This is a genomic window from Streptomyces nidicola (assembly GCF_050106155.1).
GTDB lineage: Bacteria > Actinomycetota > Actinomycetes > Streptomycetales > Streptomycetaceae > Streptomyces.
Window position 1 is genome coordinate 4,430,675 of the sequence record NZ_JBNBPI010000001.1, and the last position, 13,320, is coordinate 4,443,994.

Sequence of the window (13,320 nt, forward strand, 5' to 3'; positions counted from 1 at the left end):
CTAGCTTGCCCTTTATGTGGCTCAGACAATTCAAGGGCAGGGCGGCGTGCGCCGTCACCGCCACCCTCGCCGCCTGCCTGGCGGGCCTGGCACCGAGTCCCGCCTCCGCGGACGTGGTCTCCCCCTTCGCCAAGCGCTACGACGAATCGATCTACGGCGACTTCAAGACCATCGGCAACACGGTCATGGGCTGCCCGACCGACGACGCCACGATGGCCGGGCGCTGCGCCGTCGCCGCGAACGGCGAGGGCAGGGACAACAACAACACGTTCGTCATGCAGCGGATCAACACCGCCGGGACGACCGACGGCTACGGCTCCAGCACCGGCCGGGTCACCATCCCGCCCGGCGCCGAGGTCGCCTACGCCCGCCTCTTCTACGGCGGCAACGACGGCACGTACAAGGGCCCGAGCGGCGCGCAGCTGAAGCGCTGCGACATCTCGGGCGCCGATGTGGACCCCTCGCCCGGCACCCCGCTGGACGCGGCCCCCGTGGTCGGCGTGAACGGCGCGGCCCCGACCAAGGTCTCCCCCGAGAACCTGGTCCAGGACCCCGCCGCCACCAGCGGCCCGCACTACTACACGGGCGAGGCCGACGTCACCAGCCTGTTCAGCGGCGTCACCGGCACGGGCACCCCGGTGCCGGTCTCGGTCGGCGACATCTGGGCGCCCACCGGCAAGGGCTGCGTGGCCGGCTGGTCGATGACCGTCGTCTACAAGTACGACGCCCCGAACGACACCTACGCGCCGGACCGCCGCAACGTCTACATCTACGGCGGCCATGTCCTCCAGCGCTCCACCTCCCCCGCCACCCGGGTCACCGTGGACGGCTTCTACCGGACCTCGGGCACACCGCACGCGAGCGTCACCGCGTACGAGGGCGACTGGAACACGCCGGGCGACAAGTTCGCCGTGGGCGGCCAGAACATCCCCGAGGCGCACACCGGCAACACCAACAACTTCTTCGTCTCCGAGGACGACGGGGCTCTCGACCCGAAGATGGTCAACAACCTGAGCATCGACGCGAAGGAGTTCGACGTCTCGGGCAGCGGCTCCACGCGGGCCGCAGGGGACGAGCCGATCCCGGTCGGCTCGACGTCCACCACGCTCGACTTCTCCACCAAGGGCGACACCTACGTCCCCTCGGCGCTCGCCCTGTCCGTCCCGGTGCCCGACCTGGAGATCACCAAGACGGCGAGCCCGGCGAAGGTGGAGCCCGGTGACACGGTCACGTACACGGTGAAGGCGAAGAACGTCAGCCGACTGCCGTACCCGAACGCCAAGTTCACCGATGACCTCACCGAGAACCTCGACGACGCGACGTACAACGACGACGCCGAGGCGAGCCTCGGGGACGTCGACTACACCGAGCCGAAGATCAACTTCACCGGTGACATCCCGGCCGGCGAGACCGCGACCGTCACGTACTCCGTGAAGGTCAACGACCCGGTGAGCGGTGACGGCAAGCTCACGAACAGCGTCACGGCCGACACTCCGCGCACCAACTGCGAGGAGGGCTCCACGGACGCGCGGTGCGGCATCGCGCCCGTCATCCAGCAGGAGGCGCCGGCTCCGACGCCGACCAGCCCCTCGCCGACGCCGACGCCGTCCGAGCAGCCGGGCGAGCAGACGCCCGAGCCCTCGCCGACCCCGTCGGCGAGCAGCCAGAGCCCGCAGGCCCGGCCCACCCCGCCGAATCCGCCGAGCGGCGGCGAGATGGCCGAGACCGGCACCGACTCGAATCTGCCGCTGTACGGCGGGCTCGCCGTCACGCTGTGCGGGCTCGGCGCGCTGATCCTCGCGGCGGTCCGCGGCCGCAAGGACTGACCCGTTCGCAGGTGTCGTATACGGCCGGGCCCCCGACGGGGCCCGGCCTTACGTTTGAACGTTTCCGGGCCGGGCTAGCGTGCCCGTATGAGTTCCACGACGCATGGTGCTGCTGAGGTTCTCGTCGCGTCCAACCGCGGCCCGGTCTCGTACGTCCTCGACGACGCAGGGGGGATCGAGGAGAAGCGCGGCGGGGGCGGTCTGGTGTCGGCGCTGAGCGTCGTCAAGGACAAGCTGTGGGTGTGCTCGGCGCTGAGCGAGGGCGACAGGGAGGCGGTGCGCCGTGGCGTGTCCGAGCCCGGCGTGCGGATGCTGGACATCGCCGCCGACGTGCACACGGACGCGTACAACGGGATCGCGAACTCGGTGCTGTGGTTCGTGCACCACATGCTGTACCAGACGCCTCTGGAGCCCGCCTTCGGACCGGAGTTCCGCAGGCAGTGGGCGTCCTACGAGGCGTACAACCGGGCCTTCGCCGAGGCGCTCGCCGAGGAGGCGGCGCCGGGCGCGACCGTGGTCGTGCAGGACTACCACCTGACGCTGGTGCCGGGGATGCTCCGCGAGCTCCGCGGCGACCTGCGGATCGGGCACTTCTCGCACACGCCCTGGGCGCCCGTCGACTACTTCCGGATGCTGCCCGACGACATCGCCGAGCAGGTGCTGCGGGGCATGCTCGGCGCCGACCGCTGTGCGTTCCTGACCCGGCGCTGGGCGGACGCCTTCACCGACTGCTGTACGCATCTCGTCGGCGGCACGTCCGGGACCCGGATCGGGGTGCACGGGCTGGGCGCGGACGCGGACTTCCTGCGCGAGCGGGCCCACCGGGACGATGTGGAGGAGCGGCTCACGGCGCTGCGCGCGCAGATCGGCGAGGACCGCAAGGTGATCGTGCGGGTGGACCGCACGGAGCTGTCGAAGAACATCGTGCGGGGGCTTCAGGCGTACGAGCTGCTCCTCCAGGAACGGCCCGAGTGGCGGGAGCGGGTCGTGCACGTCGCGTTCGCCTATCCGTCGCGGCAGGACCTGGCCGTGTACCGGGACTACACGGCCGAGGTGGCGCGGGTCGCCGAGGCCATCAACTCCCGATTCGGTACGGAGGGTTGGACGCCGGTCGTGCTCCACGTGAAGGACGACTTCGCGCGCTCGCTCGCCGCGTACCGGCTCGCCGACGTGGCCCTGGTGAACCCGATCAGGGACGGCATGAACCTGGTCGCCAAGGAGGTGCCGGTGGTCTCCGACGGCGGGTGCGTGCTGGTGCTCTCGCGGGAGGCGGGGGCGTACGAGGAGCTGGCCGAGGACGCGCTGACCGTCAACCCCTATGACGTGACCGGGACTTCGCGCGCCCTCGCGGAGGCGCTCGCCATGCCGCAGGACGAACGCGAGGAACGCACGAAGCGGCTCGCGGAGGCGGCGACGGCGTTGCCGCCGGGTCAGTGGTTCCTGGACCAGCTAGAGGCGCTGCGCGCCTCTTGAGCCCCTGCGGCGATTGAGCAGCGGGGTCCGGGGCAGAGCCCCGTGGCCTCGCCGCTCAGGGGCGATTCCCTTCCATCTCGTCGGCCAAGTGCCGCAAGAGTTCGGCCACTTCGGCCGGGCCGTTCAGGACCAGGTCCGCCCGCTCCGCCAGTTCGGCGATCACCGTGTCCGCCGCCACCAGGAGCCCCGGCACCCCGTCGGAGCGCAGCTTCTCCACTGCCGCGAAGGCCGGGAGGTCGCCGAGGTCGTCGCCCGCGTAGAGGACGGACTCCGCACCCACCTCCCGTACGTACTCGGTGAGCGCCACGCCCTTGTCGACGCCCGGCGGGCGCAGCTCCAGGACCATGCGGCCCGGCTCCACGATCAGGCCGTGCCGGGCGGCGAGTTCCGACAGGGGTTCACGGAGGGTGTCGAAGGCGGCCTGCGGGTCGCGGGCGCGGCGCGTGTGGACCGCGACGGCGCGGCCCTTCTCCTCGATGTACGTGTCGTGCCACAGGTTCAACTCGCCGAGCACGCCGGGGAGTTCGGCCCGGACGGTGGCCACGCCGGGGTGCGGGGCGGGGGCGCTGACCGTGCCGGTGACGGCGTCCCAGCGTTCGGCGCCGTAGTGCCCGAGGACGACGAGGTGTTCGAGGCCGGGGACGCCCGCGAAGCCGCCGTGGCGGACCGCGACGCTCGCCGGGCGGCCCGTGACGACCGCGATCGCGGCGACCTTCGGGGCGAGGGCGGCGAGCGCCGGGACCACGTCCGGGTGGGCGCGGGCCTGGTCGGGGTCGGGGACGATGGGGGCGAGGGTGCCGTCGAAGTCGATCGCAATCACCGCGCGGTGCGGGCGGGCGCGGATGGCGTCCAGGCCGTCGCGGCCGGCGGTCGTCCGGGGGGCGTGCTCTTGGCTGGCCATGAGGTCGACGATAGCCGCGATCTTTTCAGCCCCGTCGGCGATTGAGGCGCGGGGTATGGGGCAGAGCCCCAAGCCCAGCCACGGCTACCCGGCGAGCGCCCTGGGGCTCTGCCCCAGACCCCGCTGCTCAATCGCCGCAGGGGCTGAAATTGCCGAACCGGCGTTCAGCGCTCGCGGCGCCGTGCCTCCCGGACGCGGCGCAGGCGGTTCACCGTCACCGGGGCGAATTCCAGCGCCCGGGGGTCGTCCAGGAGCGCGTTCAGGAGCTGGAAGTAGCGGACCGGCGCCAGGTCCAGCTCCTCGCGGATCGCCCGCTCCTTGGCGCCCGGCGAGGCCCAGCCCCGCCCCTCGAACGTGAGCACCGCGCGTTCGCGCTCGCCGAGAGGACCCATGTCCGTCACGCTACTCCGCGGATTCCGCGGCCGCCGCATCGTTCTGGATCGCCCCGAGCGTGCCCGCCGCGCTGCCCTGCGGCGTGACGGTGGAGCCGATCTGCTTCTTGATCGCGGCGCTGACCTCGGGCCAGGACGTCTTGTTGGCCGGGTAGTACGTGGCCCCCGCCAGCTCGTTGATGAAGGGGCGCAGGGCCTTGTCCTTGGCCGAGGACGTCATCGCGTTCGACGCGGAGACCGTGACCGGCGCGACGGTGTACTTGCGGGAGAAGTCGAGGACGTTCTTCTTGTTGTACGCGTAGTCGAGGAACGCCCCGGTCTCCTTGAGGTGGCCGCCCTGCTTGAAGGCCATCATCCAGTCGTTGACGCCCATCGTGGACTTGGGCGTGCCGTCGGGCCCGGGGATCGCCACGTCGCCGTAGTCGACGCCCTTCGCCTTCGCCATGTTCATCAGCGTGGGGTGGCCGGAGAGCATGCCGACCTGCCCCTTGGCGAAGGCCTGGAAGGCGGGCGTGCGGTTGAGCTTCCCCGGCTCGGTCGGGCCGGTGAGGCCCTTGGTGACCAGGCTGTTCTTGAGCCAGGACAGGGCCTCGACGTTCTTCTTGTCGTCGAGGGCGTAGCTGCCGACGTTGTCGGTGTAGCCGCCGCCGTTGCTGAGCATCCAGATCAGCGTCTCGGCCTGCGCCTCTTCCGTGCCGAGCGGCAGCGCGAAGGGGTAGCGCACGCCCTGCGCCTTGAGCGCCTTGGCGTCGGAGACGAGGGCGGACCAGGTCTTCGGCGGCGTGATGCCGGCCTGCTCGAAGAGCTTCTTGTTGTAGAAGAGGCGGCGCGTGGAGGCGGCGAACGGCATGCCGTACTGCGCGCCCTTGATCTCGCCCGCCTGGCTCATCTGGCCGACGAAATCGGCCTGCACCGGCACGGAGAGCAGCTTGTCGACGGGGTAGAGCTTGTCCGCCGCGGCGTAGTCGGCGTACGCGCCGATCTGCGCCATGTCGGGGGCCTTGCCCGCGGCGACCATGTCCTTGACCTTCTTGTCGACGACGTCCCAGGAGTAGACGTCGACGTCGACCTTGATGCCGGGGTGCTTCGCCTCGAAGCCGGCGGCGAGGTCGTCCCAGTACTTCTGCGAGCTGTTGGCCTTGGAGTCGCCGTAGTCGGCCGCGACCAGCTTCAGCGTGACGGCGTCGGAGTCGCCGCTCCCACAGGCGGTGAGCAGCGACGACGCGGCCACCACCCCGAGCGCGGCCGCCACGGTCAGAGCCGTCCTCCCCTTGCGCACTGCCGTACTCCAACTTTGTCCCTCGCGCCACAGGCCTGTCCCATGGTCCCCCGGAAGGTCTACACCACGTGGGTGCCGGAGCGGAAACGAGGGGCACTGGACTAGACCTCTCAAGGGTGGACGCGCGAGACTGTCCCCCGTGAAACATGTCATCGCCCTGGACGTGGGCGGCACCGGTATGAAGGCCGCCCTGGTCGGGGCCGACGGCAATCTGCTGCACCAGGCGCGCCGGGCGACCCAGCGCGAGCGCGGCGCCGACGCGGTCGTGGAGTCGATCCTCGACTTCGCCGCCGAACTGCGCGCGTACGGCGAGCGGCACCTCGGCGAGCCCGCGAGCGCCGCCGGGGTCGCGGTGCCCGGCGTCGTGGACGAGGGAGCCGGCATCGCCCTCTTCGCGGCCAACCTCGGCTGGCGCGACGTCCCCATGCGGGCCCTGCTCAGCGAGCGGCTCGGCGGCATCCCCGTGGCGCTCGGCCACGACGTGCGCACCGGCGGGCTCGGCGAGGGGCGACTCGGGGCGGGCAAGGACGCCGACCGGTTCCTCTTCATGCCGCTGGGCACCGGGATCGCGGGCGCCATCGGCATCGACGGGCGCATCGAGCCCGGCGCGCACGGCTCCGCCGGCGAGATCGGCCATGTGGTCGTCCGCCCCGGCGGGGTGGCCTGCGGCTGCGGTCAGCGCGGCTGCCTGGAGCGGTACGCGTCCGCCTCCGCGGTCACCCTGGCCTGGCAGGAGGCGAGCGGCGACGAGAAGGCGACCGCGGCGGACTGCGCGAAGGCCGTCGACGCGGGCGACCCGAAGGCGGTCCAGGTCTGGCAGGACGCGGTGGACGCGCTCTCCGACGGGCTCGTGCTCGCGCTCACTCTGCTGGACCCCCGCACGCTCATCATCGGTGGCGGGCTCGCCGAGGCCGGGGAAACCTTGTTCACACCCCTGCGTGCGGCCGTCGCGGAGCGCGTCACCTTCCAGGCGCTCCCCACGATCGTCCCGGCCGTCCTCGGGGACAGCGCCGGATGCCTGGGCGCGGGGCTGCTCGCCTGGGACCTGCTCGACCGCCAAAAGCCCCACCACACCGCAGCCACTGGATCCTCGGAGGTAACCGCCTGATGGCCACAGCAAAGGTGCTCGCCGGCGCCAAGGTGGTGCTGCCCACCGGGACCGTCACCGACGGACGCGTCATCGTCGACGGCAGGAAGATCGTCGGGGCCGCCCCGAACGACGCCGAGACCGTCGACCTCACCGGCCACTGGGTGGTGCCCGGCTTCGTCGACATGCACAACCACGGAGGCGGCGGCGCGTCCTTCACCTCCGGCGCGATCGACGAGATCCTCAAGGGCGTCCGCACGCACCAGCAGCACGGCACGACCACGATCGTCGCGTCCTTCGTCACCGGCGACATGGACTTCCTCGTGCAGCGCGCGGGGCTGCTCTCCGAGCTGGCCGAGCACGGCGAGATCGCGGGCATCCACTTCGAGGGCCCCTTCATCTCCCCGTGCCGCAAGGGCGCCCACGACGAGACGCTGCTGCGCGACCCCGACCCGGCCGAGGTCCGCAAGCTGATCGACGCCGCCCGCGGCCAGGCGAAGATGGTCACCCTCGCCACCGAACTGCCCGGTGGCATCGACTCCGTGCGCCTGCTCGCCGAGCACGGCGTGGTCGCCGCGATCGGGCACACCGACGCGACGTACGAGCAGACGGTGGAGGCCATCGACGCGGGCGCCACGGTCGCCACGCACCTGTTCAACGCGATGCCGCCGCTCGGCCACCGCGACCCCGGGCCGATCGCGGCGCTCCTGGAGGACGACCGGATCACCGTCGAGCTGATCAACGACGGCACGCATCTGCACCCGGCCGCCCTGGAGCTGGCGTTCCATCACAAGGGCGCGGGGAAGGTCGCGTTCATCACCGACGCGATGGACGCCGCCGGGTTCGGCGACGGGCGCTACATGCTCGGCCCGTTGGAGGTCGAGGTGAAGGACAGCGTGGCGCGGCTCGTGGAGGGCGGCTCCATCGCCGGCTCGACGCTCACCCTCGACCGGGCGTTCAAGCGGGCCGTGACGGTCGACAAGCTGCCCGTCGAGGACGTCGTCCGCGCCATCTCCGCCAACCCGGCCAGGCTGCTCGGCCTGTACGACAAGGTGGGCTCGCTGGAGCCCGGCAAGGACGCCGACCTGGTGGTCCTGGACGCGGAGTTCGAGGTCAAGGGCGTGCTGCGCAAGGGCGAGTGGCTGATTCGTCCGTAACTCCCGGCTTGTACAAGGCGGTTGACCCGAGGTCTGGGCCAACCGCCTTGACTTTGGCATGATCGGGCCCCGTTACTGAAAGTACGTAAGGGGGGTGGGGTCCTGTGATCCTCACGGTCACGCTGAACACCGCACTCGACATCACGTACCGGGTGCGGTCCCTGCGCCCGCACGCCACGCACCGCGTCACCGAGGTCACCGAGCGGCCCGGCGGCAAGGGTCTGAACGTGGCGCGGGTGCTCGCCGCGCTCGGTCACGAGGTGGCCGTGACGGGATTCGTGGGCGGCGCGACGGGCCGCACGCTCCAGGACCAGCTGCTCGGCACGCCGGGCGTCGCGGACGCGCTGGTGCCCGTCTCCGGCTCGACCCGCCGCACGATCGCCGTCGCCGACGCGTCGACCGGCGACACGACGCAGCTCAACGAGCCGGGCCCGACCATCACGCCCGCCGAGTGGACGGCCTTCCAGGAGGCGTACGCGGATCTGCTGCGCTCCGCCTCCGCGGTGGCCCTGTGCGGCAGCCTGCCGCCGGGCGTCCCGGTCGGCGCCTACGCGACGCTCGTACGGGCCGCGCGGGCCGCCTCGGTGCCCGTCCTCCTCGACACCAGCGGCGAACCGCTGCGCCGGGGCGTCGCGGCCCGCCCCGACCTGGTGAAGCCGAACGCGGACGAGCTGGCCGAACTCACCGGCTCCCACGAGCCGTTGCAGGCCATGAAGGACGCTCGGCGGCGCGGGGCGCACGCGGTGGTCGCCTCGCTCGGGGCGGACGGCCTGTGTGCCCTCACGGCCGACGGCGAGTGGCGCGCCCCGGCACCGGGCCGCCTCCGCGGCAACCCCACGGGCGCCGGCGACTCGGCGGTCGCGGGCCTGCTCTCCGGCCACGTCGACCACCTGCCGTGGCCCCAGCGCCTGGCCCGCGCGGTGGCGCTGTCCGCGGCGACGGTGGTGTCACCAGTGGCGGGCGAGTTCGACGCGGCGACGTACGAGGACCTGGTGGGCCGCGTCACGGTCGCGGAACACGTCGGCGCGGCGTAGGTGCCGGGGCTCAGTTCTGGGTGAGCCACATCCGGTCGAAGTTGGCGTCGCACTTGTTGCCCTGCTCACAGGAGACCGTGATCGCGTTGGTCCCCTTGGTGAGCTGGACGATGGCCCACGTGTTCGTCCAGCCCTTCTCCCAGTCGCCTTCCTTGGCGTAGGCGAAGTTCCCCATGTTCAGCGGACGCGACTGCTTCGTGCCGTTCACGTCGATCGTGGCGTCGGACTTCTTGCCGGGCACCCCGTAGTCGACGTGCAGCTTGTACGCGCCGTCCTTCGGGATGTCGTTGACGGTCCAAGTGAGGCTCGCGCCCACCTTGTTGAACCCCGCGACGTACACCCCGCCGTCGGCCTTCGCGCCCTTCACATCGGACGCGGTGGACGTGCCGCCCGCCAGCTTCAGGGTCTTCGCGTCGGTCTTCGGCAGGTCGACCGGCTTGGCGGACGCCGACTTCGACGGCTTCTCGCTCGGCTGCACGGACTGCGAGTCGCCGGACGGCTTGTTGCCCGCCTCGCTGCCCTCGTCGCCCGAGTCGTTGCTGACCATGGCGATGCCGATGCCGATGACGACGGCCGCGACCACGGCGACCGCGCCGATCAGCAGCGCCTTCGTGTTGGGGCCACGGCCCCGGCCGCCGCCACCGCGCATCGGCGCCGTCGGCGGACCCGGCTGGCTGGGAACGCCGCCGCCGGGCATCGTCTCGGGGGCCTGGTAGTGCGCGTTCGGCTGCTGGTACGCCTGGGTCGGCTGGGTCTGCCCGTACTGGCGCTCACCGACCGTACGGATCTGATTGGCCCGGTAGGAGGACCGGGGGTTCGGGTAGCCGTAGCCACCGCCCGCGCCCTCGGGCGGGGTCGCCCCGGCCGCCTGCCCGTCGGCGTACAGATAGCCGAACGGATCGTCGTCCTCGGGCGTGGTGCTCCCGCTGTTGTTGCCGGGCGCCATCCCAGATCACTCCCTACACGTTGCTTACCTCGGCGAGGGTACCCGCTGCGAGCGACCCCAAGGCGTGGCGCAGGCCTCACCGGGATTGCGGAACCGCGCCCAATGTAGGGGCTATCCGGCCCGCCTGTGCTGCTTACTACGTGATCTTTTCTCTACGTACATGCGCTGGTCAGCGGATTGCAGCACTTCCTCGGCCGTCATACCGCAGTGGGCCCAGCCGATACCGAAACTGGCCCCTACCCGCACCGCCCTGCCGTCCACACGAATCGGCGGAATGATGGCGTTCCGCAACCTTACGGCGAGGTCCTGGGCGTCCTCGCGGCCCAGCCCGTCGGCGAGCACCACGAACTCGTCGCCGCCGAGCCGGGCGACCGTGTCCCCGTCCCGTACGACGCTGGTCAGGCGGCGGGCGACCTCGATGAGGACGGCGTCGCCCGCGTTGTGGCCGAACCTGTCGTTGATCGACTTGAAGCCGTCGAGGTCGCAGAAGAGGACGGCGAGGCCCTTCGTACCGTTGTCGCCGCCGGTGACGGCGTCGGGCTCGGGCGCGGCGACGTGCACATGGTGGTCGAAGCCGTCGAACCCCTCGTACAGGTTCGACTGGTGCGGGACGGGCGCCCCGAAGTCGAAGCCGATGCCGCCCGCGTCCGTGCCGCGGTGGTCGCCGTAGGCCGCGTCGAGCGAGTCGATGGCGCTGGGCCCTGGCTCGTACGGGCGGCGGCACAGGCGGGCGGAGAGGCGGGCGCGCAGCTCCGCCGAGTTCGGCAGGCCGGTGAGCGAGTCGTGCGAGGCGCGGTGGGCGAGGTGCAGTTCGCGGCGCTTGCGCTCCTCGATGTCCTCGACGTGCGTGAGCAGGAAGCGTGGCCCGTCGGCGGCGTCGGCGACCACCGAGTTGCGCAGGGACACCCAGACGTACGTGCCGTCGCGGCGGGCGAGGCGCAGCTCGGCGCGGCCGCCCTCGGCGGAGGTGCGCAGCAGGGTGCCGATGTCCTCGGGGTGCACGAGGTCGGAGAACGAGTAGCGGCGCATGGCCGACGCCGGGCGGCCGAGGAGGCGGCACAGCGCGTCGTTGGTCCGCAGGATCCGGCCGTGCTGGTCGCCGCCCATCTCGGCGATCGCCATCCCGGAGGGGGCGTACTCGAAGGCCTGCCGGAAGCTTTCCTCACTGGCCCGCAGCGCCTGCTGCTCGCGCTCCAGGCGGACCAGGGCGCGCTGCATGTTGGACCGGAGCCGTGCGTTGCTGATCGCGATCGCGGCCTGGAAGGCGTACATCTGCAGGGCCTCGCGGCCCCAGGCGCCGGGGATGCGGCCGCCGCGCGGGCGGTCGACGGAGATCACGCCGAGGAGCTCGCCGCCCGAGGAGCCCGTCGCGTACATCGGCGCGAAGAGGCGGTCGGCGGGGTGCCACTCGTCCTCGAAGCGGGGCGGCGGTCCTGCGGTGAACCACTGCGGCACGTCGTCCTCGTCGAGGACCCAGCCCTCGGTGTGCGGTATGAAGCGCAGCTCGCCCCACTGCTCGCCCATGGAGAGGCGGCGGTCCCAGCCGGCGCGGGAACCCACGCGTCCGGTGATCAGGGCCTCGGCCGCGGAGTTCCCCGCGAAGGCGGCGACGACCAGATCACCGTCGGGACGTACGAGGTTCACGCACGCCAGCTCGTAGCCCAGCCCGTTCACGACCCCGTCCGCGACGGTCTGCAGGGTGTCGGCGAGACTGCGGGCGGTGTTCATGTCCGCCATCACCTGGTGCAGCTGACGCAGGGTCGCAAGACGGACGTACGGCTCCGACTCGGTCTCCATGCTCAGTTCTCCCCGAGACCTCGACAGCACTCCAGAATTCGGATCGGTTCGCTTCGCACGTGCAGCAGCACGTTCATTAGCAGTCGACGCCACTGAATCACAGCGAGCTGTGCACCCGGTACACAGGGTCAACAAATTATGGCTCCTGTGACTCAAGTCACAGCAGGAGATGAAGGATTGGGGCAGCTTGCCGGGTGGGTTCTGTGTGTTTCCTGAACACGAACCGCGCCCATGGTCCTAGGACCGGCCTCGGCCATCGGCCCGATGCGGGGCGCGTGACGCCGGAGCTAGCGTTGAAGGCGTGTTGAAGACGTCCCCTGCCACTTCGGTCCCCTCCCCCACGGTTCCCTCCGGGCATGCTGAGGGGGTGAGCAACGACGAATTCCGTGCCGCCCTGTCCCGCCTGGCCGCGGGCGTCGTCCTCCTGACCGCCTACGAGCCGCCGCTCACGCCCGACGGCCCGCCCGGCGAGGACTCGGGCATGACGGCGACGGCCTTCATGTCCGTCTCCCTCGACCCGCCCCTGGTGATGGTGTCGCTGCGCAACAGCTCCCGCATGGACGACCTCCTGGACGAGCAGCCCCTGTGGGCGGTCTCGGTCCTGTCCGAGTCCCAGAGCCACATCGCCGGCCGCTTCGCCATGAAGGGGCGGCTCAGCGACCGCCTCCTGTTCCAGGACATCCCGTACGTACGCGGCGAGCACACGGGCGCTCCGCTGGTGGGTGGGGCGTTGGCGACGCTGGAGTGCCGCACGGAGAACACGGTGGTGGCCGGCGACCACACGCTGGTCATTGGGCGGGTGCTCGGTGCGGCCCTGCCGAGCGCGGAGGGCGGGCCGCTGATGTATTTCCGGGGCCGCTACCGGAGCCTGGGCAAATCCAGCCCCGCCGGCGATTGAGGCGCGGGGTATGGGGCAGAGCCCCAAGCCCGACCCCGCCTACCCGGCGAGCGCCCCGGGGCTCCGCTGCTCAAACGCCGCAGGGGCTGCAAGTACCTACCAATCCCGACCCGAGCGGCCGCGTTTCGTGTCGGAGCGGGCCTTCTTCGCGCGCAGGCGCCGCTCGTTGACGCCGCGCGAAACCCGCGTGGGCCGCCTCGGCTTCGGCGGCGGCGCGGTCGCCTCCGCCAACAGCGCCGCGAGCCGCACCACGGCCACCTCCCGGTTGCGCCACTGCGACCGGTGCTCCGAGGCCCGTACGGAGATCACGCCACCCACGAGCCGCGGAGCGAGCCGCTCCAGGGCGCGCTCCTTCCACACGCGCGGCAGCGCCTCCGTGGCGGCGAGGTCGAAGCGCACCTCCGCCGCCGAGTCGGACGTGTTCACGTGCTGCCCGCCCGGCCCGGACGACCGCGAGAAACGCCACTGGAGCTCGGCCTCCGGGAGGACGACCGAACCGCGGATGGGATAAGGACCGGACATGCGTCCAT

At 71.6% G+C, this 13,320-nt stretch carries 12 protein-coding genes; 6 read left to right on the forward strand and 6 right to left on the reverse strand.

The annotated features are described in order from the left end of the window. Positions 1-14: 14 nt before the first annotated feature. On the forward strand, positions 15-1,826 hold the full coding sequence (locus ACOKM3_RS20155) for an isopeptide-forming domain-containing fimbrial protein (protein WP_426902315.1): 1,812 nt from the start codon (positions 15-17) through the stop codon (positions 1,824-1,826). 87 nt (positions 1,827-1,913) lie between these two features. Next, positions 1,914-3,299 carry an alpha,alpha-trehalose-phosphate synthase (UDP-forming) gene (locus ACOKM3_RS20160; RefSeq protein WP_426902317.1) on the forward strand — a complete coding sequence of 462 codons (1,386 nt, stop codon included), beginning with the start codon at positions 1,914-1,916 and terminating at the stop codon, positions 3,297-3,299. Positions 3,300-3,354: 55 nt separating this feature from the next. Here ACOKM3_RS20160 and otsB read toward each other — a convergent pair whose 3' ends face one another. The 3 genes from otsB to ACOKM3_RS20175 all read right to left on the reverse strand — a co-directional run bounded on the left by otsB (position 3,355) and on the right by ACOKM3_RS20175 (position 5,871). Then, positions 3,355-4,200 (reverse strand): trehalose-phosphatase, encoded by an 846-nt coding sequence (gene otsB, locus ACOKM3_RS20165; protein WP_426902319.1) that lies wholly within the window; start codon positions 4,198-4,200, stop codon positions 3,355-3,357. Positions 4,201-4,364: 164 nt separating this feature from the next. Continuing rightward, entirely contained in the window at positions 4,365-4,592 is a 228-nt protein-coding gene (locus ACOKM3_RS20170; protein WP_404267708.1) for a DUF3263 domain-containing protein, read from the reverse strand. A gap of 10 nt (positions 4,593-4,602) precedes the next feature. Then, entirely contained in the window at positions 4,603-5,871 is a 1,269-nt protein-coding gene (locus tag ACOKM3_RS20175; RefSeq protein ID WP_426902321.1) for an ABC transporter substrate-binding protein, read from the reverse strand. Between the two features lie 139 nt (positions 5,872-6,010). On the opposite strand from ACOKM3_RS20175, the gene ACOKM3_RS20180 reads away from it, so the two are divergent. From ACOKM3_RS20180 to ACOKM3_RS20190, 3 genes are all read left to right on the forward strand, one after another. Then, positions 6,011-6,979 (forward strand): ROK family protein, encoded by a 969-nt coding sequence (locus ACOKM3_RS20180; RefSeq protein ID WP_426902323.1) that lies wholly within the window; start codon positions 6,011-6,013, stop codon positions 6,977-6,979. After that, on the forward strand, positions 6,979-8,115 hold the full coding sequence (nagA, locus tag ACOKM3_RS20185) for an N-acetylglucosamine-6-phosphate deacetylase (protein ID WP_426902325.1): 1,137 nt from the start codon (positions 6,979-6,981) through the stop codon (positions 8,113-8,115). Before ACOKM3_RS20180 ends, nagA begins: the two co-directional genes overlap by 1 nt. A gap of 104 nt (positions 8,116-8,219) precedes the next feature. Continuing rightward, positions 8,220-9,149 (forward strand): 1-phosphofructokinase family hexose kinase, encoded by a 930-nt coding sequence (locus ACOKM3_RS20190; RefSeq protein WP_426902326.1) that lies wholly within the window; start codon positions 8,220-8,222, stop codon positions 9,147-9,149. A gap of 10 nt (positions 9,150-9,159) precedes the next feature. Here ACOKM3_RS20190 and ACOKM3_RS20195 read toward each other — a convergent pair whose 3' ends face one another. Both ACOKM3_RS20195 and cdgB read right to left on the reverse strand, forming a co-directional pair. Further along, positions 9,160-10,095, reverse strand: coding sequence for a carbohydrate-binding protein (locus tag ACOKM3_RS20195; protein WP_426902328.1), 936 nt, complete (start codon positions 10,093-10,095; stop codon positions 9,160-9,162). 111 nt (positions 10,096-10,206) lie between these two features. Next, positions 10,207-11,892 carry a diguanylate cyclase CdgB gene (gene cdgB / locus ACOKM3_RS20200; protein WP_426902330.1) on the reverse strand — a complete coding sequence of 562 codons (1,686 nt, stop codon included), beginning with the start codon at positions 11,890-11,892 and terminating at the stop codon, positions 10,207-10,209. Between the two features lie 301 nt (positions 11,893-12,193). Here cdgB and ACOKM3_RS20205 point away from each other — a divergent pair, with 301 nt between their 5' ends. Then, on the forward strand, positions 12,194-12,790 hold the full coding sequence (locus tag ACOKM3_RS20205) for a flavin reductase family protein (protein ID WP_426902332.1): 597 nt from the start codon (positions 12,194-12,196) through the stop codon (positions 12,788-12,790). A 96-nt stretch (positions 12,791-12,886) separates the two neighbouring features. Here the strand turns inward: ACOKM3_RS20205 and arfB are convergent, their stop codons facing one another. After that, entirely contained in the window at positions 12,887-13,312 is a 426-nt protein-coding gene (gene arfB, locus ACOKM3_RS20210; RefSeq protein WP_426902334.1) for an alternative ribosome rescue aminoacyl-tRNA hydrolase ArfB, read from the reverse strand. Positions 13,313-13,320: the final 8 nt, after the last annotated feature.